This window comes from Synechococcus sp. Cruz-7E5 (assembly GCF_024345995.1).
Taxonomy (GTDB): Bacteria; Cyanobacteriota; Cyanobacteriia; order PCC-6307; family Cyanobiaceae; genus Regnicoccus_A.
In genome coordinates, this window is the sequence record NZ_JAGQCE010000003.1 from 79,834 (window position 1) to 101,910 (window position 22,077).

The window sequence follows — 22,077 nt, forward strand, 5'->3', positions numbered from 1 at the left end:
ATCTGTGCCACCTGGTGAATCTCTGACCGCCGCTGAATCCTTGCCGACCGGCGAACCCGTGATCTCCTTGAATCACGTGAACCACTGGTTCGGCAGCGGCGAAAACCGCAAGCATGCCCTCAAGGACATCACTCTCGACATCCAGCCAGGCGAGATTGTGATCTGCACAGGACCCTCCGGCTCCGGCAAGACCACCCTGCTCACCATGCTCGGGGGATTGCGGGCATGCCAGGACGGCAGCCTGAAGATCCTCGGCAAGGAACTCCATGGAGCCGGCAAGGAGGTACTGGCGAAGCTGCGCCTCAACGTGGGCTTCATCTTCCAGGCCCACAACCTGATGATGTTCCTCAACGCCAGGAAGAACGTGCGCCTCGCCCTGGAACTGCACAATCAGTACTACGAGCAAGACATGGACAAGCTGGCAGCAGAAATGCTTGAGAAAGTGGGTCTCGGAGATCGCGAAGACTACTTCCCTGCCAATCTCTCCGGCGGCCAGAGGCAGCGGGTGGCGATTGCCCGGGCCATGGTGGCGCAACCGAAGATCCTGCTCGGCGATGAACCCACCGCCGCTCTCGACAAGGAATCAGGCCGCAATGTGGTGAACCTGATGCGCGAGATGGCAACCAATCACAAAACCACGATCATCATGGTGACCCACGACAACAAGATTCTCGATGTGGCCGATCGGATCATCATTGTGGATGATGGTGCCCTGGCCAGCAAGGAGGCCGAAGCGGCCTTCGTGGGCAGGATGAGGGAGACCGGCAGCTGAGGACGACACACCGCGGCGGTCGAACCAGCAGGACCGCAGTCGGAGCGTTTCAGTAGGCTCCAGCCCATGGGCAGCAGCTTCGGACACCTCTTTCGGATCACCACCTTCGGGGAGTCCCACGGCGGTGGTGTCGGTGTGATCGTCGATGGCTGTCCGCCACGGCTGGCGCTCGATCTTGAAGCCATTCAGGCGGAGCTCGACCGCAGGAAGCCTGGTCAGAGCAAGATCACCACCCCCCGCAAGGAAGACGATCGCGTCGAGATCCTAAGCGGCCTGCTGGATGGGGTCACCCTGGGCACGCCGATCGCGATGGTGGTGCGCAACAGGGACCAGCGCCCCGGCGACTACAGCGAGATGGCGGTCGCCTTTCGGCCCTCCCACGCCGATGCCACCTACCAGGCGAAATACGGCATCCAGGCCCTAAGTGGCGGCGGCCGGGCCTCGGCGCGGGAAACGATCGGCCGGGTGGCGGCCGGTGCCATCGCCAAGCAACTGCTCGCCCGCGCCCATGGCACCGAGGTGATCGCCTGGGTGAAGCGGATCCACACGATCGAGGCCACGATCGATCCAGCCGCTGTCACCCTCGACGACGTGGAGGCCAACATCGTGCGCTGCCCCGATGCCGCCTCCGCGGAGCGGATGATCGAGCGCATCGAGGCGATCGGCCGCGAGGGTGATTCCTGCGGCGGCGTGATCGAGTGCGTGGTGCGCCAGGCGCCGGTGGGGCTGGGCATGCCGGTCTTCGACAAGCTGGAAGCCGACCTGGCCAAGGCGGTGATGTCGCTGCCGGCCACCAAGGGCTTCGAGATCGGCTCGGGCTTCGCCGGCAGCCTGCAGCGGGGCAGTGAGCACAACGACCCCTTCATCGCCACCGGCGACGGCAGCCTGCGCACCGCCACCAATAACTCCGGCGGCATCCAGGGGGGCATCAGCAACGGCGAGGACATCGTGCTGCGGGTGGCCTTCAAGCCCACCGCCACGATCCGCAAGGCCCAGCAGACGGTGACCTCCAGCGGCGAAGCCACGGTGCTGGAGGCCAAGGGCCGCCACGACCCCTGCGTGCTGCCCCGGGCGGTGCCGATGGTGGAAGCGATGGTGGCCCTGGTGCTGGCCGACCACCTGCTGCGTCAGCAGGCTCAGTGCAGCCTCTGGTGAAGGGCTGAGGGGTAGGTCGCCACCCAGCCGGCCAGGCGCGGATCCAAGCGGGGGCAGGCTCCCGCCTCGCTGATCGGCTCGAACAGCGTGGAGCCCAGGGCCAGTGCATCCACACCTCCATGGAGCCAGCCGCTGAGGTCAGCGACCCCCAGTCCACCCGCGGCGATGCAGAAGGGCAAGGGAGCCAAAGCACCGGAGAGCGAGGCCCAGTAACCAGGCCCCAGGGTCTTGGCCGGGAAGAGTTTCACGGCCATACAGCCCAACTCAACCGCCTGGTGCACCTCCGTGGGGGAGAAGACCCCCGGCACCAGGGTGATGCCCAGCTGGTGGGCTCGGCCCAGAAGGCCTGGATCCAGTACGGGCGAGAACGCGAAGCTGAAGCCGGCCTGGTCGGCAGCCTCCAGGGCCTGGAGCGTTCGCACAGAAGCCGCCCCGAAACGGATGGCGGGGAAGCGTTGGGCCAGCTCACGGCAGTCGTGGCTCCAGCAGGGCCATGGGCTCCAGGCGATCTCCACATGGCGAATCCCGGCCGCGCTCAGCATGGCGATCCGGGAAGCGGCATCAAGGGGACGGACCGGGCGCACTACCGCAAGCAGCGGCAGTGCCCGGAGTTCGGCCAGCAGCGACCTGGACTCAGACGTATTCCGCGACCCGCACATCGCTGCGGATCAGAAGTTCCTGAAGCTCCTCGGCGTCGACGGTTTCCTTCTCCACCAGCATCTCGGCCAGTTCATCGAGAACCGAGCGGTTATCGATAAGCACACGCTTGGCACGGCGGTAGGCCTCAGCGACCAGCAGCCCTACCTCCTCATCGATGGTGGCGGCGGTGTCTTCGGAGAAGTCGCGCTCGGCTGCGATGTCGCGGCCGAGGAACATGCCCCCCTGGGCGCGACCAAGGGCCACAGGGCCCAGCTTGTCGCTCATGCCGAAACGGGTGACCATCTGGCGGGCGACACGGGCCACCTGCTGCAGGTCGTTGGAGGCTCCGGTGGTCACCTCGTCTTCGCCGTAGACAATCTCCTCAGCCACGCGGCCACCGAGGGCGACAGCCATCTGGTTCTGCAGGTATGCGCGGGAATAGAGGCCAGACTCCATCCGCTCTTCGCTGGGGGTGAAGAAGGTGAGACCACCGGCCTGGCCGCGGGGAATGATGCTGATCTTCTGGACGGGGTCGTAGTCGGGCATGAGGGCTCCCACCAGGGCATGGCCCGATTCGTGATAAGCCACCAGCCGCTTGCGCTTCTCGCTCATCACCCGGTCTTTCTTCTCAGGACCGGCCATCACGCGCTCGATGGCGTCATTGACCTCATCCATCGAGACCTCGGTGAGCTGACGGCGGGCCGCCAGGATCGCCGCCTCATTGAGCAGGTTGGCCAGATCGGCTCCGGTGAAACCGGGGGTGCGACGCGCCACCTTGTCGAGATCTACGTCCTTGGCCAGGGTCTTGCCGCGGGCATGGACTCCCAGGATCTGGAAACGGCCGGCGTAGTCCGGACGGTCGACCACCACCTGGCGATCGAAACGACCCGGCCGCATCAGGGCCGAATCCAGCACGTCTGGGCGGTTGGTGGCAGCCACGATGATCACGCCGGTGTTGCCCTCGAAGCCGTCCATTTCGGTGAGCAGCTGGTTGAGGGTCTGCTCCCGTTCGTCGTTACCGCCGCCGAGGCCGGCGCCACGCTGACGCCCCACCGCGTCGATCTCGTCGATGAAGACGATGCAGGGAGCGCTCTTCTTGGCTTGCTCGAACAGGTCACGCACGCGGCTGGCGCCCACACCCACGAACATCTCCACGAACTCAGAACCGGCGATCGAGAAGAACGGCACGCCTGCTTCACCGGCGACCGCTTTGGCAAGCAGGGTCTTGCCGGTGCCGGGAGGGCCCACCAGGAGCACACCTTTGGGAATCTTGGCGCCCACCGCCGTGAAGCGATCGGGATTCTTGAGGAAGTCGACCACTTCGGTGAGCTCGAGCTTGGCGCCTTCAATGCCGGCAACATCACCGAAGGTGACCTGGGTCTGGGGTTCCATCTGAACCCGTGCCTTGCTCTTGCCGAAGCTCATGGCGGGATTGCCGCCGCCACCCTGGGCGCGCCGCAACAGGAAGAACAGACCTCCCAGGAGCAGCAGCGGGAAGAGCAAGCTGCCCACGGCCTGCTGCCAGGCGGCGGGTTCACGGTTGGGCTGAACCGCGATGTCGACGTTGTGGTCAGTGAGCAGCTTGAGCAGGTCCTTGTCAGGGGCGAGGTTGACCACGGCCCGATTGCCGTCGTTCTCAACGACCTGGGCGGTGCCGCGGTCGGGGGAGATCAGCACGCGGGAGATCTGGTTCTCCTGAACCGCCTCGACGAAATCGCTGTAGCGGAGGCTTCTGGGGGCATTGGCCTGATCAGGGCGCCCCAGGAAAGCGGACCCCACCGCAATCACCACGATCGCCAGGAGCACATAGAGCCCCGCGTTGCGCCAGCGTTTTTTCAACCTGCGTGCTCCTGAGAGGGGAAGTAACAGAATGTTAACCGTCGCCGGGACCGTCAGGCGGACCGCAGCACCTCCACCACGCTACGGAAGGCGAACCACTCCGGGATCTCCTCACCGCTGCGCAGCATCTGCCGGAACTGGGTTCCGCTCAATTTCTTTACATGCAGCCCCCTCGCCTCGGCATGCTCCGCCGTCACGTAGCCCTCTTCCTCGGTGTACACCAGGTTGAGTGATGGCACAGTTTCCATGCCCAGCTCCGGCGCGTTGTCGCGCGCGAAGTCCTGGGCGTCGTAAGGGCCGTAGAAATCCTCACCGCTCAGGGAGCTTTTGCAGCCAGCCATGTCGCGGCCGATGATGAAGTGCGTGCAGCCGTAGTTCTTGCGGATGATCATGTGCTGCAGCGCCTCCCGCGGGCCGGCCATGTGCATGGCGTAGGGAAGGTACGCCCAGCGGATGCGGGGGTTGGCCACCTCAGCCGCCAGGCGCTCGTAGGTCTGAAAGCGCACCTCACCGGCGATGTCGTCCTCCTGGGTGGGACCGCAGGTGGGATGCACCAGCACCACTCCCCCCTCGCTCACGTTCGTGGCATGCAGGGCGCGGGTGAACAGCTCGTAATGGGCCCGGTGGATCGGATTGCGGCACTGGAAGGCCACCACGTCCTCGCCATGGGGCAGATCGGCACGCACCTGGGCCGGGGTGCGGCAGGGGAATACCCGCTGGGGCAGTTCCAGGCCCTGGAGAGCACCGCCTAGGTAGTAGCGGCCCCGCTCGGTGGCGATCATGCGCACCGCAGGATGCTCCAGAGAGGTGGTGCCGTAGCAGCCCTTGGCCTCCTTCACCTTGTCGGGCTCCCAGCGGCTCTCCACCGTGAGCACCGCCAGCTCCTGACCCTGGTAGGTGAGCAGCAGGCGCTCGCCCACCTGGATCGTGGCGTCAGCGGTGTCGAAGATGATCGGCAGCCCGAACAGGAGCCCCGACGTGGTGCGGTTCCCCTTCACCACCGCCTCGTAGTCCTCCTGGTGCATGAAGCCCAGCAGGGGCGAGAAGCCACCCACCATCAGCAGCTCCACATCGCAGGCGTTGCGGTGGCTGCACTCCAGCACCCGATCCACGCCCGCCTTCACCGCCTCACGCTGCTCCGCAGGCACGATCAGATCCACAAGCGAGCCCCCGTGGGGCGGGATCAGACCGGTGCTGGAGCGACCAGAAGGAGCGGCGGTGGTCATGGGGGGCCAGCGGTAGGTGGGGAAATTGTTCCAGACCGGGCGGCAAGAACGTGTGGCCCAGGTGGCGAATACGGTTGCGACTGGGTGGATCTGCCACAAAAAAAGGCCCCGACTGGGGCCTTTTGAAGCATCTGCAGCAACGGTGCAAGCGGCAGAGACGAACAACAGCCAGAGGCCTGAGCCTGAGGCGGCTCGGTTCAGACCTTCTCCAGGCGGCCGTAGAGCTGACCTGTGACCTTGACATCGACGACGGCCTTGCTGCCCATGTCGGTGTCGGAAGGCTGGATCGCTGAGAACACCCCGGCGAACTCACCCGTGGCGCTGTCGACCTTGGTGATCGAAAGGCTCATGGTGCCGGTGCCATCGACGTACTGCTTGACGTTTTCCTTGGTGAGGTCTTCGTCGTCACCGGCAGGCACCAGACCCACAGCACTGCTGTAGCCGGAGGTGAGGCCACGACCCTTCGGATCGAGGAAGTTGCTGGTGCGGTAGCTCGGAGTGCGGTAAGAACCCTCGAAATCCGTGCTGGGGCTGATCGAGGCACCAACGGCAGTGGCGATCAGCTTCTTGCTGGAGAAGGTGAAGGGGACTTCCTCACCACCCGGCATGAGCACGGTGATCGGCTGAAAATCGATGCCGCCAAGCTCCTTGAAGGTGAGCTTGTCGCCGTCGATGCTGAGATCGCCGTAGACCTGATCGAGGCTGGAGGTGTAACGGGTGAGGATCTTGCCCGCCACGAACTGTGCCTCCTGGCGCTTGTTGGCTGGCTCACCCTTCACGAAAACTTCGCTTGGGTGGAGGCAGATTTCACGCAGCTGGTAGCTGGCGGACGGATCCAGGGGGATGGAGCCGCGGGCCGAATCGGGAAGGGTCGGGCAGTCGTTGGCTTTGCCGGTGTTGACGATGTCGTCGTAGGTGACATTGGCCCGTTCAACGGCTGTGGCACCGCCGCTGCACGCTGTGACCAGCGTCAGGCAGAGCGCCAGCACAAGGGCCAGCAGGGGTCGAAAACGCATTGGGAGAAGCCGCACAAGCAGGGTGAAACCTTGATGGAGGGTGCGCCAACGGCGATCCTACAGATGAAAAACCCGAGTCCCGATAGCATGTTGCGGCTCTCAACAACCCGTAGGGCGGGACGCGACACGGCAGTCATGACCGAAGGTTTCAACGAGCCGCCCGAAGCTCAGGATCCCCTGCTGGCCGCGAGGAGGCTGGCACAGGATCTCCACCGGCTGGCCGAAGGGCTCGAAGGGCAGCCCGAGGCACTGCTGACCCTGCTGCGGGAGCTGGAAACCCTGCATCGCTCGATTCAGGACGGCGCCTTCCGCCGCAGCCTGCCGGAGGACCGCCAGCAGCTGTTCGGCCTGCTCAGGAACATGGAGCGCAGCGGCGGCTGGCCCTACATCCCCCGCCTGCAGCTGCGCACCTTCATGGATCTGCTGCAGCGCGACGACCGGCCAGACCTTCACGAGGAGCCTCCGCTGGCAGCATGAGCGGATCCAGCAGGGCGCCGAGGGCACTGATGAGCTGATGGGCCACGGCGAACTTGCCGGCTGACTGGATGCGCAGCTCCCGCTCCCCCGGACCAAGCAGCCAGCCTTCATTGCTGTTCACCCCGAAGCCGGCCTGCGGTTGGTCGATCGGGTTGGCGAAGAGCAGATCACAGCCCTTGCGCAGCAGCTTGGCGCGGGCCTGGGGAAGCACATCCCCCGAGTGGGCGGCAAACCCCAGGATCCGCTGGCCTGCGGCGCGGCGGGCCACCAGCTGGCCCAGCAGATCCGGTACCTCGCACCAGCCGGCGCTGAGGCTGGCGAGCAGATCCTGTTTGCTGAGCTTCTGGAGTTCGGGTGCGGCACGGCCGTGATCGGCCACGGCAGCGGCCATGGCCACCGCATCGGCCGCTGGTTGCAGCTGCTCCAGCGCCTGACCCATGGCCGCACCGCTCTCGACGGGATGCACATGCAGACCTTCCAGCAAGAGCGGATCGAGGTTGAGGGGTCCGTGCACCAGGTCGACCTCAGCCCCCCGCAACAGGGCGGCCTGGGCGAGCATCACCCCCATCCGGCCACTGCTGGGATTGGTGAGGCAGCGGGCGGGATCGAGCCACTCGCGGGTGGGACCGGCGCTCACCAGCAGCCGCCGCCCCTGCCAATCACGCCGCCAGCCATGCAGGCGCAGGGTTTCCAATCCCAGCAGCAGCTGCTGAGGCTCGGCCATCCGGCCGGCCCCCTGGCGGTCGCAGGCGAGCAGGCCAGCGGCCGGCCCCAGGGGCAGCACCCGCTCAAAGGCCTGCAGCTGATCCCAGTTGCGCCGCACCCCGGGCGCCCCCCACATCGCCGTGTTCATGGCAGCAGCCGCCAGCACCGGCGCCTCTGTGGCCAGCAGGGTGCTGGAAAGCAGGGTGTCGCCGGAACCCTGAACCCAGCGAGCGAGGCTGGTGGCGCTGAGGGGAGCCAGCAGCACCAGCTCGGCCCACTCGGCCAGCTCCACATGCAGGGGCCGGGGTGCCCGGTGGCTCCACTGGTCCTCGTCGAGGTGACAGGCGGCCCGGCTGAGGCTGGCCAGGGCCACCGGGCTCACCAGCCGGGCGGCACTGGGGGTGAGCACGCAGCGGAGCTGGGCCCCCCGCTGGGCCAGGGCACTGACCAGGGCAGGCAGCTTGACTGCGGCGATGCTGCCGCTGATCGCCACCAGGATCCTGCAACCGGCGAGGGGATCCTGCTCACTCCTCATCGAAGGGTTCCTGGTCCACCAGATGCACGTAGGGGTGCGCCAACTCAGGTCGATGGATCGCCAGAGCCCGGATCAGGTGCCAGTCCTGCAGAGCTGCGAAGGGGGTGGGGTAGTCGTCGTCGTCCAGGCGCTGGGCCAGCTCGGCGATGGACGCCTCATCGAAGGCGGCCAGTCGCTCAGGCGTGATCGGGGTTGCGGACAAGGGGCCAATGGGGCGGAGCACAGCTCAATTCCAGCGCATCAGCCCCGCCACTGGGCAGGGCTGATAAATTTCTGGAAGGGATAACCCCAAGGGGAATTAGCTCAGCTGGTAGAGCGCTGCGATCGCACCGCAGAGGTCAGGGGTTCGAGTCCCCTATTCTCCATCTCCAGAAAGTGTCTGTAGATGCTTAGACAGGGATCAGATCCGTGGCCATGTTGGGGTTGGCCAGGAAGAACTCCGGGGTGATCTTCGAGAGGAAGTCGTCGGCGGTGGCCCCGATCACGAAGTTAGCGCCGCCGCCAGAACTAAGCGCTGCTGCCGTAATCCCTCTCACAAAGCCGATGCGCTCGCCGCCTGCCTCTGCAGTAAATGAGATCAACGCGCCAGCAAAACCATCAATACTAGTATTAGTGAAGGCAAGTTGAGCAAAAGAACTCACTCCTGGAATCACGATCTTGTCCTTGTTGCCAACGGCGGTTGAGAAGTCAGTAATTACGTCGACCTCGGAAGAGTTTGCTGAGGTGTTCGTCAAGAGGACGCCAGCTTCTGTGACCGAATCTGTGCGCAGCACAAAGCGATCGTTCCCAATCCCACCGACAAGGAAATCCCGGCCAAAGTCGCCCACCAAGATGTCATTACCAGCATCTCCGAGAAGAGTGTCGTTGTTCTTCCCACCACGCACGATGTCGTTATCGGCCCCACCGAACACCAAATCATTACCATCATTGCCGTTCAACCAATCCGCCCCTGCCTCGCCAAAAAGCTGGTCGCCCTCCTTACCCCCCAGATACTTGTCTCGCAGGATATTCCCAATCAAAGTATCAGTCCCCAGGTTTCCATTCACCTGGTTAGCCCAGCCTGGCGAATTGAAGTTGGTGCCAGTGACAATGTCGTTGCCCGCAAACATACGGATCGGGGCGCCGAAGGAGGCTGGAAAATTATTCAGCTGCACATTGTCAGCAAAGTCTGAAAAATTCCAGACGCCATCGTCACTCAGAAACTGAGTATTGACAACGGGTGAGGGTCCAGGGGCGGCCATGGGTCGGTTGCAACTGTCTCTCTTGTCATGACAGGGGTCTGGGCAGGATGGTCACAATCGCTGGATTGACTTCATGTTCATATTTTATTTCTTTACAGCGGCTGGGGGCCTAAGTGATCTCCTTCTCAGCCCACAGACGCTCAATGTCGACGATTCAGCCCCCTATTCTTCCACAGGACCTGCCCTGAATACAACGTATGGAGTGGACCCCCGAAGCTGAAGCCAGGCTCAAGGAAGTGCCGTTCTTCGTGCGCCCCGCCGTACGGCGAAAGATCGAAAGCCTGGCCGTAGAGGCCTCCCTGACCAGCATCGACCTTGATTTCTACTCAGCCGCCAAGGCCCGTTTCGGCGAAAAATAAAGGTCTGCTGAGCGCTTGAGCGAGGGGGGCCTGATCGACTCCGGCCCAGCCAGGCAGGCCTGTTTCGCCTGGTCGGAGCCCCCCTGACCGGCCGTAAGGTAAAAGAGAGGGCATTACAGGTTGCCCCATCCATGTCGCAGTCCAAGCGAGAGCAGGTGGTGAGTCACCTGCGCTACATCCGCCAGGAACTCCGGGAGATGCACCAGGGGGTGATGGAAGACGGTCTGCTGCCGGAGGCGGGTGAGGTGCGCGGTGTGATGGCCCAGATGGAGGCGCTGCTGGAGCTGCTGGAAGGCAAGGGATCGCGCAAGAGCAAGGACAGCGAAAGCTGAGCTCCGGCGCAGGACTGGCAGGACGGCCTGAAAGGGTGTAGACCTGCGGCGGCAGGTGGCTGAGCCGGGTGATGGGGATCTCCAGCCAACGCACCTGCCCATTCTTCCCGTCCAAGGCCCAGCGTTGATCCGCCCGCAGCAGACCCGGTTGCATCGTCAGGTGGCTCTGCAGGGGGAGCGCCTGCGCCACTGGGCAGAGAATCCCTGGCGGCGGCTCTCCCTGGTGCTGATCACCGGATTTGGAGCCTTCTTCTTCGGCGGGGCGGTGGGAATGCTCACCGGAGCCCTGGCCTATCTGGATCCGCTGGCGGCCCTGATCTGTGTGGTGCCGATCGAACTCTCGATCCGCTGCCGGCGCTGGCTGCTGCAGCGCCCCCAGGACCGCCTGACCCTGCAGCTGCTGGACGCCGGGCGCATCGGCCTGCTCTATGGGCTGCTGCAGGAGGGCTTCAAGCTTCTCTGAGCTCATCGCCACGGGCGGCCAGCAGATAAAGCAGGGCCATGCGCATCGGAATGCCGTTACGCACCTGCTCCGCCACCAGGCAGCGCTCGGTGTCATCCAGCAGATCGCCGCTCATCTCCACGCCTCGGTTCACCGGGCCCGGATGCAACACCGGCACTGAGGGGCCGCAGAGCTGCAGGCGGGCCTGGCTGAGGCCGAAGCGGCGGTGGTAACTCTCCAGGCTGGTGAGCAGGTGCTGGTGCATGCGCTCCCGCTGCAGCCGCAAGGTCATCACGGCATCGGCTCCGGGCAGGGCCCGCTCCAGCTGGCGCTCGATCCGGATCGAGCCACGGCTTGCCACCGGATCCCTGGCCTGACCAGGGGGTGGTGCCGCCACGAACTGGGCGAAGGCATCGGGCAGGAGCGTGGCAGGGGCGCAGAGCACCACATGGGCACCGCAGGCGGTGAGTGCCCAGAGGTTGGAGCGCGCCACCCGCGAATGGAGCACATCTCCCACGATCACGATCGTGCGGTCGCGCAGCGCCGCCGGGGTCGGCTGCTCCGGGGCGAAATGACGGGCGAGGGTGAACAGGTCGAGCAGCCCCTGGCTCGGGTGGCTGTGGAGTCCATCTCCACCGTTGAGCACCGCCACCGGCCGGCCGCCGCCCCGGCGTTCACGTTCGCGGTCGAGGTCGCGGGCCAGCGCCGCCGGAACACCGGCGCAGCGATGGCGCACCACCAGCACATCGGCGCCCATGGCCACGTAGGTGAGGGCGGTATCGAGCAGGCTCTCCCCCTTGCTGAGGGAGCTCGAAGAGGGGGAGAAGCTCTGGACATCGGCCGAGAGGCGCCGTGCCGCCAGCTCGAAGCTGCTGCGGGTGCGGGTGCTGGGCTCGAAGAACAGGCTGGTCACCTGCCGGCCCTGCAGGGCCGGCAGCTTGCGGGAGCCGCTGACGGGCATCACCCTGAAGCGCTGGGCCAGCTCCAGAACGGTGGCGAAATCCTCGAGGCTGAAGGCCGCCAGATCGATCAGGTGCCGGTGCGACCAGCCGCTCACGGCTCCATCCCCGACCCAGCCGCCGCGGGCAACACCGCCTCTGGCTTCAGGGCCACGGAATGGGCCGGGGTGCGGTCGCCCCGGGCCCGGCGACTGACACTGCGGCTGGCCTTGAGGTACCAGCGCCAGGGCAGCTCCACCCCCCTGGTGATGCCGATGCGGGTGGTGGTGAGCAGCGGGTCCTGACCCTTCAGCTGCTGCTGCCGCCACCAGGCCAGCAGGGCCGGGGGCCTCGGCGCCAGCCACACTCCGCCGGCGGAATCCACCGGCTGGCCGTCCTGGCGGCGATCCAGGCCGAAGCGACGCGCCAGCAGGGCGGGGCCAGCGGCGCTGCGTTCGGGCTCACCCGCCAGGGCCACGGCCCTCAGCAGGACACCGTTCGCCCAGCCTTCACGGTCGGTGACCACATTCACGCAGTGATGGATGCCATGACTGACGTAAACGTAGAAGCGGCCCGGCGGGCCGAACAGGGTGTCGTTGGAGGGAGAGCGGCGCCTGTGACCGTGGCAGGCGGGCTCGCTCTGGCAGTAGGCCTCGGTTTCCACCACCAGCCCCCGGAGGCAGCGCCCATCCTCGAAGCGGCGCAGCAACTGGCAGCCGACCAGATCCGGGGCCACCTGATCGGCGCCGCGCGCAAAGAAGGCGGGCGTCAGGAGATCGACACCCCCGGGGCCAGGAGCGGCCCCGGGAGCGGATGCCGCCAGACTGGAGTTCGCCACCTCCTGCGGGGGTTGGTCCCTGCTTGTCTTTCGCGACCGTTTCGTGTCCAACGCTCTCTCCAGCTTCAATCTCGGCACCGTGCTGCTGGCCGGCAGCGGTCTGTTCTGCCTGGCGACCCTCTACTTCGGCACCCGGGGTGGTTACTACGACAGCGACGACTACGACGGCAACGGCACTGCCCACTGAACTTGCGGCGCTGGGGCGGCGGGCGCGGCGCTCAGCCCTGGCGGTGCAGCTGCTCCGATTCAGGGCAGTCTTCGGAGGTTTCTAGATCCTCTGCCCTGGCACTGCGGCTGAAGTGGGCCAGGCGGGTGCTCACCGCTCCGATCGAATCGAGGCGAACGCTCTCCTCCCAGCTGTGCAATTCGTCGTCTTCCTCCTCGTCGTAGCGCAGGGTGACCAGGTCGCCGGCGATCTCCACCACCAGAGCCTGCTCGATCCAGCGCTGCTGATCCCGCAGGAACACCCAGACCGGTCGCTTCTCGCTGCAGAACTGATCCAGCTTCCGGTGCAGCATCCTGAGCTCCGACTCCAGCGGGCCGAGCGCGGATCGGGGCCCGGATCCCTCTGATCCTAGGGATACTTCAGAGGATCCCTCGTTTCGGCCCCGTGGCCGAGCTGCCCCTGGTGACGATCTCCTCGCCCCAGACCACCGCGCCGGCCGGCAGCCCGCTGCCCGGCCCCGCCGCCAGCGTGGAGGCGATCCGGCTGCAGCTGCGCAGCTGGCCGGAGGTGGAGGAGTATCTGAAGGGCTGCAAGGGGGTGATCGTGCCCCTGGGCTCCACCGAACAGCACGGCCCCACCGGCGCCATCGGCACCGATGCCCTCACCGCCGAAGCAGTGGCCCTGGAGGTGGGTCGCCGCACCGGTGTGCTGGTCACGCCCGCCCAGGCCTTCGGCATGGCCGAGCACCACCTGGGCTTCGCGGGCACGATCAGCCTCCAGCCCTCCACGCTTCTGGCCGTGATCCACGACGTGGTGCTGTCGCTGGCCCGCCATGGCTTCGAGCGGATCTTCGTGATCAACGGCCATGGCGGCAACATCGCCACCACCCGGGCCGCCTTTGCCGAGGCCTACGCCAGTGCCGCCAGCAGGGGTCTGGCGGGGGCGCCTGGGCTGCGCTGCCAACTGGCCAACTGGTTCATGGCAGGGCCGGTGATGAGGGAGGCCCGCGAGCGCTACGGCAACCGTGAAGGGCATCACGCCACCCCCAGCGAAATCGCCCTCACCATGCACCTGGAGCCGAGCCTGGTGGCGAAGCAGCGGCCCCTGCCGGAGCCGGCGCCCGCCGGGCCGATCCACGGGCCCGAGGATTTCCGCCGACGCCACCCCGACGGTCGGATGGGCTCCGACCCCTACCTCGCCAGCGCCGACGATGGCAAACGCTTCCTTGAACTGGCCGCCGAGGCCCTCAGCAAGGATCTGGAGACCTTTCTGAGCGAGTGAACGGGACAGGTCCGGGACGTGCCCGGGGTGCTCCAGTTAGGTTCAGGCCAGCAGAGCCAGCTTCACCGCAACGATGGCCCAGATTTCCTCAGACGACGTGCGCAAGGTGGCCCAGCTGGCTCGCCTGGAGCTGCCCGAGGCCAAGATCGCGACCTACACAAGCCAGCTGGAGCGAATCCTCGAGTATGTGGCGCACCTGGAGCAGGTGGATACGGAGGGAGTTCCTCCCACCACCCGGGCGGTGGAAGTGGTCAATGTGACCCGCGCCGACGAGGTGGAGGAAACACCCGTGCGAGAGGAGTTGCTGGAGCTGGCACCCCAGCGCGAAGGCGACTTCTTCAGGGTTCCTCAGATCCTGGCCAGCTGAGCTGACTGGGATGACTTGGGTTGATTGAGGTTGATCCAATCGCCTCAAGTCTCAGCCGGCGGAGGAACGCGGCACCGGCGAGACAGCCGTTCGGTGCAACAGCGAAAGCAGGTGGCGGCGTGAGCGGGCTGTGGGCATCAACGCCGCGATGGGGCGCAGGCGGCTGCGCCGGCGCTTGTGGCTGCGGATGCCCAAGAAGATGTCGTAGAGAAAGTTGATGCCGTCGTGGGGGGTTTCGAAGAACCCCAGGCGCTGGGGGGATCCCTTGGCATCAAGAAGTGGCTTGGTGGCCCGGTAAGCCGGTTGATACTCGAACCAGGGAATCGATGGCCAGAGATGATGCACGAGATGATAGTTCTGCCCCATTATCAACCAGTTCATCACCCGGCTGGGGTAGACCCTGGCGTTATGCCAGCGGTTGCGTGACTTGAAGGGGCGGTGGGGCAGGTAGTCGAAGAAGAGGCCGAGGGTGACGCCCACCATCAACGCTGGGGCAAACCAACAATTGAAGATGAACGACTGAAAGTTGAATTTGAAGGCAGCCAGCACGATCGAGAAGAAAATGGCACGGGCCAGGCCCCATTCCAGCAACTCCCACTTGCGCCAGAGACGGTGGCGGAAGAAAAAGACTTCGTGATAAAAGAAGCGCGGTGCAATCAGCCAGAGCGGTCCGAAGGTGGAGACGATGTGGTCGGGATCGCGCTTCGGATCATTGACGTGGGCGTGATGCTGCAGATGTACCCGGGTGAACACCGGGAAGCTGAAGCCCAGCAGCAGCGCGGCCCCGTGGCCCATCACCGCGTTCCAGAAGCGGCTGGGGTGGGCGGCGTTGTGGCAGGCGTCGTGGATGACGGTGCCCTCGAGGTGCAGGGCCAGGAATCCCAGAGCCAGCAGCAGCGGCAGCGGCCACTGGGGCACGAACCAGCCCCAGATGGTGAGTCCCGCTAGAGCGAAGCCTCCGAGGAAGAGCGCCACGGTGGGATTCCAGGCCGATGGGGGATCGAGGAATTCCTTCGGCACCGACCGAAGCGTGGCGCCTGAAGGCAACGCTTCGGTGGCAGGTTCGGGCGACAGGGCCAACATTCGGGTCATCGCCGCAGACCACGCCTCTACAAACGGGATCCCACCTTACGGGCACAAGCCAGGCTGCCGCAGCGGCGCCGGCAGACGCAGGCTGCTCAGACACGACAACCCCACCAGCAGGCACGAGGCCCACAGGCAGGCCTGCAGGCCGCCCACCAGAAACAGGGCGCCGGAGAGCAGGGTTCCCACCAGCCGGCCGGCGGCATTGGCCATGTAATAGAAGCCCACGTTGAGGCTTACCGATTCGGCGTCGGTGTAGGCCAGCACCATGTAGCTGTGGATCGAGGAATTCATCGCGAACACCACGCCGAAGGCCGCGAGCCCCACCACAATCGCCACCCCCGGCTGGGCCACCTCCCGCCACAGCGCCACGGCGATAAGGGCCGGGATGGCCGAGAGCACGGCGCTCCAGAACTGCACGGCGGACACCCCCGGCGGAGCGCTCTGCCCCCAGCTGCGCCGCAGGGCCGGAGCAGAGCCCTGCACGATCCCGTAGCCGATCACCCAGAGGCCCATGAAGCCGCCCGCCTCCCAGTAGCGCCAACCGAGGGTGGTCTGCAGAAACACCGGCAGGGCCACCACGAACCAGACATCTCTGGCGCCGAACAGGAAGAAGCGGGCCGTCGAGAGCACATTGATGCCCTTCGATTTGGAGAACAGGGCTGTGAAGGCCGGTTTCTCCTTCATGCGGCCGATCTCACCCGGCAGCACCAGGGTGACCAGGAAAGCCAGGAACAGCCCGGCAGCCATCGCCGCAACGGCGGCATTGAAGCCGACCGTGGCGAGCAGCACCCCACCCAGGAAAAAACCCACACCCTTGAGGGCGTTCTTGGAGCCGGTGAGGATCGCCACCCACTTGAACAGCTGGGCTTCGCCGCGGCTGTGGTCGTCGGGGGTTTCCGGCACCACGGTCTTGATGGCGCTCTTGGCACTCATCTTGTTGAGGTCCTTGGCGATCCCACTGATCGCCTGGGCCACCATCACGTAGGCCACGCTCCACCAGCGCGGCCAGCCTTCGGCGACGGGAATCAGCATCAGCAGGGCACACACCTGCAGCAACGTGCCCGCCCAGAGCGTGAGCCGCAGCCCGAAGCGGGCCCCTAACCAGCCGCCGTAAAGGTTGGTGAGAATGCCGAAGAATTCGTAGAACAGAAACAGAAAGGCGATCTCCAGGGTGGTGTAACCCAGCTGGTGGAAATGGAACACCACGAGCATGCGCAGCGCCCCATCGGTGAGGGTGAAGGCCCAGTAATTGGCCGTCACGATCGCGTATTGCTGCAGCCCGGTGAGCTGTTTCATGCAACGGCACCCTGTTCAGCCGCGGCCGAAGGGCGAGAAGCTTCAAGCGCCGCCACATGGCAGGCCAGATCGGCCATGCGGCAGCTGTAGCCCCACTCGTTGTCGTACCAGGCGAACACCTTGAGCTGGGTGCCGTTCACCACCATTGTGGAGAGGGCATCGACGATCGAGCTGCGGCTGTCGTTGAGGTAATCCACCGACACCAGCGGCCGCTCCTCATAGCCCAGGATTCCCTGCAGCGGGCCGGCGGCAGCGGCGGCAAAGGCGCCGTTCACCTCCTCCACGCTCACCGCGCGCTCCAGCTCGAACACCGCATCGGTGATCGATGCATTGAGCAAGGGCACCCGCACAGCGTGGCCGTTGAGTTTGCCCTGCAGTTCGGGGAAGATCAGGCCGATCGCCTTGGCCGATCCAGTGGTGGTGGGGATCAGCGAACTGGTGGCGGAGCGAGCCCGGCGCAGGTCGGATTTGAAGCTGTCGATCACCACCTGGGTGTTGGTGATGTTGTGGAGAGTGGTGATCGAGCCGTGGCGAATGCCGAAGCTTTCGTGCACAACCTTCACCACCGGTGCCAGGCAGTTGGTGGTGCAGGAGGCGGCGGTGAGCAGGCGGTGGCGGCTGGGGTCGTAGAGCGCGTGGTTGATGCCGAACACCACGTTCAGCGCTTCTTCCCCGGCGATCACCCCCTTCACCGGGCAGGCCACGATCACCCGCTTCAGGCCCAGTTTCGAAAAATAGGGCTCGAGGGTTTCGGGCGTTTTGATCCTGCCGCTGCACTCGAGCACCAGGTCCACGCCGGCATCAAGCCAGGGCACGGCGGTTGGATCCTTGTGGCGGCTGTAGCTCACCGGCTGGTCGGCCACCCGAAAACCATCCGCTTCGCCGTCGGCTTCGGCAAGCACCACCTGGGGCCAGCGGCCATGCACGGAGTCGAATTCGAGCAGGTGAGCGGCAGCGGCGGCATCACCGGCCGGGTCGTTGACATGCACCAAGGCGATGCCGGGCCTGCCCCAGAGGGCGCGGAACACCAGGCGGCCGATGCGGCCGAAGCCGTTGATGCCGATCTTCATGAAGGCAGAGGCAAGCCCTGGAAACTTAGATCAAGATTGGTTGATGGGAGAGTGCTGGAGAGCACCCGCAAGCAGATGTTGCCGGCCATTGGGGATCCTGTTGATGCTCTGCAGCGGAGTTGGAAGGCCGCCCGGCTGGCCACCCGCAACGGCTCCATCCCTTGACCCGGCATCCCAGGAACTCCGCAGGACCTGGATTGAGGTCGCCACAGCTCCTGGGTTGCCCCAGAATCAGATAAGTTCTCACTGAAACCATGAAAGTGACCGTCGATCTCTCGGATCATGAGATGCGGGAAATCCTGGATCTCACCGGTGAGCGCAAGAAGGGCCCTGCCATCCGGCGCTTGATGGAGGAGGCCCTCCAGCATCGACGCCGGGCCCAGATCGCTCAGCGCTTCCTCAGCGGCGAGTGGGGCGTGGAGCTGGAGGGCTACGAAGCCGATCAGGAGCGCGATCGCCAGCGGGAGCATGAGTTGGCCCCATGACCCTGCTGCTCGACACCAGCCTCTGGATCGACTTCACCCGTGCCCGTAGTCAGGCTGCGCTGAAGCAGTTCATCGCGCCTTTCGTGCTGGATCCGGGGGCCCACCTGGCCGAACCCGTGCTCTTTGAAGTCCTGCGCTCAGCCCGGCCTGAAGAAGCCAGGTTGTTGGAGGCCCAGTTCGCCACCCTTCCCACGCTCCCTACCCCAGCGGATCTATGGCAGCGGTCGATTGCCTTGGGCCAGGCCTGCCGCCAGGTCGGCCGAACGGTGGGCAGCCTCGATCTGCTGGTGGCCGCCGTGGCCCTGCACCACAACGCCGTGCTGGTGAGCTTCGACGCCGACTTCGAGGCCATCGCCTCGGTAAGCGAGCTGCGCCTTCAGCACCTGAGGCGTCCTGCCTGACCTTCTGATCCGCTGCCTCAAACCAATCAACTAGCGTTGATTAATGAGGCAGGCCCGATCCGATGAGCGTCGCCACCACGTCCCTCCAAAGCGACCAGGCCCGAGCGCTGCTAAAGGCCCTCGCCGACCCGTTGCGGCTGCGGGTGATCGAGGCCCTTGGCAGCGGCGAGCGCTGCGTCTGTGATCTCACCGCCGATCTGGGCCTGTCCCAGTCGAAGCTCTCCTTTCACCTCAAGGTGCTCAAGCAGGCCGGGCTGCTGGCCGACCGGCAGGAGGGCCGCTGGGTTTACTACCGCCTGCGCCCCGAAGCCCTCGATGATCTCCGCGGTTGGCTCGCCGCCTTGACTGCCGACTGCCGCAACTCCGCCAGCCCCTGCCCGTGAGCGAGCCCGCCCCGGCGATGCGGTGGTTGCGCACCAGCCGGCCGGGCCATGTGAACCTGCTGGCCGGCGTGATGAGAACCCCCCTGTGCTGGTGCTCGACGGGCAGATTGTGGTGGCCGGCCAGGTGCCTGCCGCAGAGGAAGTGCGCGCCCTGATTCGCTCGCCTTCATGGCGGCCATCCTGAAGGCACCCCAGCCTGTTGACTCGGTGCTGCTTGCTGCCTCCCAGCCGATCTGGTCTCTGCCGCTGGAGCAGGTGTATCCAGGTCTGCGCACCACCCCCGAGGGTCTCAGCCAGCCGGAAGCGGAGCAGCGGCTGGAGCGTTACGGCGCCAACCGGCTGCCGCCGCTGAAACGCCGGCCACTGGTGCTGCGTTTCCTCGACCAGATGCTCCACTTCATGGCCCTGCTGCTGTGGATCGCCGGGGCGCTGGCCTTCGTGGCCGGCACCCCGCAGCTGGGCTGGGCGATCTGGGCGGTGGTGCTGATCAACGGCATCTTCTCGTTCTGGCAGGAGTTCCAGGCGGAGCGCACCCTGGCCGCCCTCACCCGCTCCCTGCCCCGCCAGGTGCAGGTGTGGCGAGACGGCAGGCTTTGCTTCCGCTCCGCCGAGGAGCTGGTGGCCGGCGACCGGCTGCTGCTGGAGGAGGGCGATCGGGTGCCGGCTGACTGCCGCGTCAGCGTGAGCCATGAGCTGCGCGTCGATCTTTCGGTGCTGACCGGTGAATCGGTGCAGGTGGCTCGCCAGGCCATCGACCTGCCCGCCGCTCAGGCCGAGCTGCATCTGCCCACCGCTGAACGGCCCAACCTGTTGCTGGCGGGCAGCACGATCGCCTCCGGCCGGGGCGAGGCCATCGTATTTGCCACCGGCTCCGAAACCGAATTCGGCCAGGTGGCCCGCCTCACGGCCGGCACCCACCGCAGCGCCAGCACTCTGGAGCAGCAGGTGGCCCGCATCGTGCACACGATCAGCACGATCGCCATCACGATGGGCCTGCTCGCCTTCGCCTTGAGCCTGGTCTTCGTGGGCATGACGCCCCTGGAGAGCCTTGTCTTCGCGATCGGGATCATCGTGGCCAACGTGCCCGAAGGCCTTCTGCCCACGGTCACCCTGGCGCTGGCCTTGAGCGTGCAGCGCATGGCCCGTCGCAAGGCGCTGGTGCGGCGTCTCTCGGCGGTGGAAACGCTCGGATCGGTGAGTGTGATCTGCAGCGACAAGACCGGCACCCTCACCTGCAATCGCATGGCGGTGGAGGAGACCTGGCTGCCGGTTCCCGGCGAGGATCTGCAGCGGCTGCTGCTCGAGGGGGCCGCTCTGTGCAGCAACGCCCGCCTCGATGGCGGTGGTGCAGTCGGTGATCCCACCGAAACGGCGATGCTGCAGGCGGCACAGGCCGCCGGCCTCGATCCGGCGGAGCGGCAGCGCCTCCACCCACGCCACCGCGAGATCCCCTTCGATTCACACCGGCGGCGCATGACGGTGCTGGTGAAGTGGAACGATTCGCCGTTGCCGATCGCCGCCAGCGGCAGCCTGGTGATCACCAAGGGAGCGCCGCTGGAGGTGCTGGAGCGCTGCGAAGCCTGGCTCACGCCCAGCGGCAGCGAACCGCTCGATCCGATCCGCCGCCGGCGGGTTGTGGCCGCCAACGACGACCTGGCCGCCAGGGGCTACCGGGTGATTGCCGTGGCCCTGCGAGCCGGGGCGGAAGACCTGCACGTGGCGCCGGCGGACGTTCTGGAATCGGGCCAGACCCTGCTCGGTCTGCTGGGCCTCTATGACCCGCCCCGACCGGAAGTGCCGGACGCCATCCGCCGCTGCCGCGACGCCGGCATCAAGGTGACGATGGTGACGGGCGACTACGGACTCACGGCCCAGGCGATCGCCCTCCAGATCGGCCTGCTGGAGCCGAGCTCCGCCCAGGGTGGCCGTGCAGGTGCCGATCCCGTGCGGGTGATCGAGGGCTCCACCCTGGCCCAGATCAGCGACGTGCATCTGCGGCAGTTGCTGAAATACCGCCACCGGCTGGTGTTCGCCCGTATGGCCCCGGAGCAGAAGCTGCGGCTGGTGCAGGCCTACCAGGCCCTGGGCGAGGTGGTGGCCGTCACCGGCGATGGCGTCAACGACGCACCGGCCCTGCGTGCCGCCGACGTGGGCCTCGCCATGGGCATCAGCGGCACCGATGTGGCCCGCGAGGCCGCCGACATCGTGTTGCTCGACGACAACTTCGCCACGATCGTTGAGGCCGTGCGTTTCGGCCGCTCGGTGGTGGCGAACATCGGCAAGTTCATCACCTACATCCTGGCTTCGAACGTGCCGGAAATCCTGCCGTTCCTGGCGATGGTGGTGCTGCGGATCCCGGCGGCCCTCACGGTGCTGCAGATTCTGGCGGTGGATCTCGGCACCGATCTGCTGCCGGCCCTGGGCCTGGGCTCGGAAGCCCCTGAGGCGGGGGTGATGCGCCAGCCGCCACGCCCCCGTGACCTGCCCCTGCTCAACCGGCCGCTGATGGTGCGGGCCTACCTGGTGCTGGGGCTGGTGGAGGGTCTGATGTCGATGGCGGGCTACCTGCTGGTGTGGCACAACAACGGCGTCGACCTGGCCGCCCTGCAGCAGCTGGCCCCCGATCTGCTCCACCACCGCGCCGCGCCTGCGCTGCAGGCGATCCAGCAACGGGCTTCCACGGTGGCCTTCTGCCTGATCGTGGCCGGCCAGATGGGGGCACTGCTGGCCTGCCGCAGCGACCGGCGCCCCTTCTGGGAGCTGCTGTCCATTCCCAACCCGCTGCTGTGGCTGGGTTGGTTGAGCGAGCCGGTCGTGGCCGGCATCCTGGTGCTGGTGGCCCCCATGGCCGCCGTGTTCGAAATGGCCCGCTTCCCTCTGGGTTACCTCGGCCCGATCGCGCTGGCACCGGTGGCGGTGCTGGCGGCGGACAGCTTGCAGAAGCTGCTCATCCGTCAGCGAGGCTGGGGTCAACGTCCGTCAAAGCTGGCAGCGGCTGCCCTGCCCACAACCCCCTTTCTCTGAATCC

General features: G+C 66.1%; 26 protein-coding genes and 1 tRNA gene. 14 read left to right on the forward strand and 13 right to left on the reverse strand.

The window, feature by feature from the left end; translation table 11 throughout:
- Positions 1–40: 40 nt before the first annotated feature.
- Positions 41–772 carry an ATP-binding cassette domain-containing protein gene (locus KBY77_RS05265; RefSeq protein ID WP_255102524.1) on the forward strand — a complete coding sequence of 244 codons (732 nt, stop codon included), beginning with the start codon at positions 41–43 and terminating at the stop codon, positions 770–772.
- Between the two features lie 66 nt (positions 773–838).
- The gene (aroC, locus tag KBY77_RS05270) at positions 839–1,927 is read left to right on the forward strand and encodes a chorismate synthase (protein WP_255102525.1); all 1,089 of its coding nucleotides are present in this window, start codon (positions 839–841) and stop codon (positions 1,925–1,927) included.
- On the opposite strand, the gene KBY77_RS05275 is transcribed toward aroC, so the two are convergent.
- The 4 genes from KBY77_RS05275 to KBY77_RS05290 all read right to left on the reverse strand — a co-directional run bounded on the left by KBY77_RS05275 (position 1,909) and on the right by KBY77_RS05290 (position 6,647).
- Positions 1,909–2,586, reverse strand: coding sequence for a bifunctional 4-hydroxy-2-oxoglutarate aldolase/2-dehydro-3-deoxy-phosphogluconate aldolase (locus tag KBY77_RS05275; RefSeq protein ID WP_255102526.1), 678 nt, complete (start codon positions 2,584–2,586; stop codon positions 1,909–1,911). The two genes, aroC and KBY77_RS05275, sit on opposite strands and share 19 nt — an antisense overlap.
- Complete coding sequence (gene ftsH3, locus KBY77_RS05280; protein WP_255102527.1) at positions 2,561–4,405, reverse strand: ATP-dependent zinc metalloprotease FtsH3; 1,845 nt, start codon at positions 4,403–4,405, stop codon at positions 2,561–2,563. Before ftsH3 ends, KBY77_RS05275 begins: the two co-directional genes overlap by 26 nt.
- 53 nt (positions 4,406–4,458) lie before the next feature.
- On the reverse strand, positions 4,459–5,631 hold the full coding sequence (gene sat, locus KBY77_RS05285; RefSeq protein ID WP_255102528.1) for a sulfate adenylyltransferase: 1,173 nt from the start codon (positions 5,629–5,631) through the stop codon (positions 4,459–4,461).
- Positions 5,632–5,828: 197 nt separating this feature from the next.
- Positions 5,829–6,647, reverse strand: coding sequence for a photosystem II manganese-stabilizing polypeptide (locus KBY77_RS05290; RefSeq protein ID WP_255102529.1), 819 nt, complete (start codon positions 6,645–6,647; stop codon positions 5,829–5,831).
- A 135-nt stretch (positions 6,648–6,782) separates the two neighbouring features.
- Here KBY77_RS05290 and KBY77_RS05295 point away from each other — a divergent pair, with 135 nt between their 5' ends.
- On the forward strand, positions 6,783–7,124 hold the full coding sequence (locus tag KBY77_RS05295) for a hypothetical protein (protein WP_255102530.1): 342 nt from the start codon (positions 6,783–6,785) through the stop codon (positions 7,122–7,124).
- Here the strand turns inward: KBY77_RS05295 and coaBC are convergent.
- On the reverse strand, positions 7,060–8,364 hold the full coding sequence (coaBC, locus tag KBY77_RS05300) for a bifunctional phosphopantothenoylcysteine decarboxylase/phosphopantothenate--cysteine ligase CoaBC (protein ID WP_255102531.1): 1,305 nt from the start codon (positions 8,362–8,364) through the stop codon (positions 7,060–7,062). The genes KBY77_RS05295 and coaBC overlap by 65 nt on opposite strands.
- Complete coding sequence (locus KBY77_RS05305) at positions 8,354–8,566, reverse strand: DUF2555 domain-containing protein (RefSeq protein WP_255102532.1); 213 nt, start codon at positions 8,564–8,566, stop codon at positions 8,354–8,356. The genes coaBC and KBY77_RS05305 overlap by 11 nt, the downstream gene beginning before the upstream one ends.
- Positions 8,567–8,656: 90 nt before the next feature.
- On the opposite strand from KBY77_RS05305, the gene KBY77_RS05310 reads away from it, so the two are divergent.
- A tRNA-Ala gene (locus tag KBY77_RS05310) sits at positions 8,657–8,729 on the forward strand.
- Between the two features lie 24 nt (positions 8,730–8,753).
- On the opposite strand, the gene KBY77_RS05315 is transcribed toward KBY77_RS05310, so the two are convergent.
- Positions 8,754–9,605: a calcium-binding protein gene (locus tag KBY77_RS05315; RefSeq protein ID WP_255102533.1), complete on the reverse strand. Its 852-nt coding sequence runs from the start codon at positions 9,603–9,605 to the stop codon at positions 8,754–8,756.
- Between the two features lie 197 nt (positions 9,606–9,802).
- On the opposite strand from KBY77_RS05315, the gene KBY77_RS05320 reads away from it, so the two are divergent.
- From KBY77_RS05320 to KBY77_RS05330, 3 genes are all read left to right on the forward strand, one after another.
- The gene (locus KBY77_RS05320; protein ID WP_255102534.1) at positions 9,803–9,964 is read left to right on the forward strand and encodes a PCP reductase family protein; all 162 of its coding nucleotides are present in this window, start codon (positions 9,803–9,805) and stop codon (positions 9,962–9,964) included.
- Between the two features lie 131 nt (positions 9,965–10,095).
- Positions 10,096–10,296 (forward strand): hypothetical protein, encoded by a 201-nt coding sequence (locus tag KBY77_RS05325; protein ID WP_255094803.1) that lies wholly within the window; start codon positions 10,096–10,098, stop codon positions 10,294–10,296.
- A gap of 55 nt (positions 10,297–10,351) precedes the next feature.
- Entirely contained in the window at positions 10,352–10,759 is a 408-nt protein-coding gene (locus KBY77_RS05330; RefSeq protein ID WP_255102535.1) for a DUF565 domain-containing protein, read from the forward strand.
- Here KBY77_RS05330 and KBY77_RS05335 read toward each other — a convergent pair.
- Positions 10,746–11,795 (reverse strand): aspartate carbamoyltransferase catalytic subunit, encoded by a 1,050-nt coding sequence (locus KBY77_RS05335; protein WP_255102536.1) that lies wholly within the window; start codon positions 11,793–11,795, stop codon positions 10,746–10,748. The genes KBY77_RS05330 and KBY77_RS05335 overlap by 14 nt on opposite strands.
- Positions 11,792–12,514 carry a DNA-3-methyladenine glycosylase gene (locus tag KBY77_RS05340; RefSeq protein ID WP_255102537.1) on the reverse strand — a complete coding sequence of 241 codons (723 nt, stop codon included), beginning with the start codon at positions 12,512–12,514 and terminating at the stop codon, positions 11,792–11,794. The genes KBY77_RS05335 and KBY77_RS05340 overlap by 4 nt, the downstream gene beginning before the upstream one ends.
- A 43-nt stretch (positions 12,515–12,557) precedes the next feature.
- On the opposite strand from KBY77_RS05340, the gene KBY77_RS05345 reads away from it, so the two are divergent.
- Entirely contained in the window at positions 12,558–12,701 is a 144-nt protein-coding gene (locus tag KBY77_RS05345) for a hypothetical protein (protein WP_006172340.1), read from the forward strand.
- Between the two features lie 31 nt (positions 12,702–12,732).
- On the opposite strand, the gene KBY77_RS05350 is transcribed toward KBY77_RS05345, so the two are convergent.
- Positions 12,733–13,032 (reverse strand): DUF6679 family protein, encoded by a 300-nt coding sequence (locus tag KBY77_RS05350; protein WP_255094806.1) that lies wholly within the window; start codon positions 13,030–13,032, stop codon positions 12,733–12,735.
- A gap of 110 nt (positions 13,033–13,142) precedes the next feature.
- Between KBY77_RS05350 and KBY77_RS05355 the strand changes: the two genes are divergently transcribed.
- Positions 13,143–13,961: a creatininase family protein gene (locus tag KBY77_RS05355; protein ID WP_399212356.1), complete on the forward strand. Its 819-nt coding sequence runs from the start codon at positions 13,143–13,145 to the stop codon at positions 13,959–13,961.
- 73 nt (positions 13,962–14,034) lie between these two features.
- The gene (gene gatC, locus KBY77_RS05360) at positions 14,035–14,328 is read left to right on the forward strand and encodes an Asp-tRNA(Asn)/Glu-tRNA(Gln) amidotransferase subunit GatC (protein ID WP_255102538.1); all 294 of its coding nucleotides are present in this window, start codon (positions 14,035–14,037) and stop codon (positions 14,326–14,328) included.
- A gap of 51 nt (positions 14,329–14,379) precedes the next feature.
- On the opposite strand, the gene crtR is transcribed toward gatC, so the two are convergent.
- Genes crtR through KBY77_RS05375 form a run of 3 tightly spaced genes read right to left on the reverse strand, consistent with a single transcriptional unit; the run spans position 14,380 to position 17,780 of the window.
- Positions 14,380–15,420 (reverse strand): beta-carotene hydroxylase, encoded by a 1,041-nt coding sequence (gene crtR / locus KBY77_RS05365; RefSeq protein WP_255102539.1) that lies wholly within the window; start codon positions 15,418–15,420, stop codon positions 14,380–14,382.
- 36 nt (positions 15,421–15,456) lie between these two features.
- The gene (arsJ, locus tag KBY77_RS05370) at positions 15,457–16,710 is read right to left on the reverse strand and encodes an organoarsenical effux MFS transporter ArsJ (RefSeq protein ID WP_255102540.1); all 1,254 of its coding nucleotides are present in this window, start codon (positions 16,708–16,710) and stop codon (positions 15,457–15,459) included.
- Positions 16,707–17,780, reverse strand: coding sequence for an ArsJ-associated glyceraldehyde-3-phosphate dehydrogenase (locus KBY77_RS05375; protein WP_255102541.1), 1,074 nt, complete (start codon positions 17,778–17,780; stop codon positions 16,707–16,709). Before KBY77_RS05375 ends, arsJ begins: the two co-directional genes overlap by 4 nt.
- A 254-nt stretch (positions 17,781–18,034) precedes the next feature.
- On the opposite strand from KBY77_RS05375, the gene KBY77_RS05380 reads away from it, so the two are divergent.
- The 4 genes from KBY77_RS05380 to KBY77_RS05395 all read left to right on the forward strand — a co-directional run bounded on the left by KBY77_RS05380 (position 18,035) and on the right by KBY77_RS05395 (position 22,073).
- Complete coding sequence (locus KBY77_RS05380; RefSeq protein WP_255102542.1) at positions 18,035–18,265, forward strand: hypothetical protein; 231 nt, start codon at positions 18,035–18,037, stop codon at positions 18,263–18,265.
- Positions 18,262–18,666, forward strand: coding sequence for a PIN domain-containing protein (locus tag KBY77_RS05385; RefSeq protein ID WP_255102543.1), 405 nt, complete (start codon positions 18,262–18,264; stop codon positions 18,664–18,666). The genes KBY77_RS05380 and KBY77_RS05385 overlap by 4 nt, the downstream gene beginning before the upstream one ends.
- Positions 18,667–18,728: 62 nt before the next feature.
- Complete coding sequence (locus KBY77_RS05390; protein WP_255102544.1) at positions 18,729–19,049, forward strand: helix-turn-helix transcriptional regulator; 321 nt, start codon at positions 18,729–18,731, stop codon at positions 19,047–19,049.
- Positions 19,050–19,217: 168 nt separating this feature from the next.
- On the forward strand, positions 19,218–22,073 hold the full coding sequence (locus KBY77_RS05395) for a cation-transporting P-type ATPase (RefSeq protein ID WP_255102545.1): 2,856 nt from the start codon (positions 19,218–19,220) through the stop codon (positions 22,071–22,073).
- Positions 22,074–22,077: the final 4 nt, after the last annotated feature.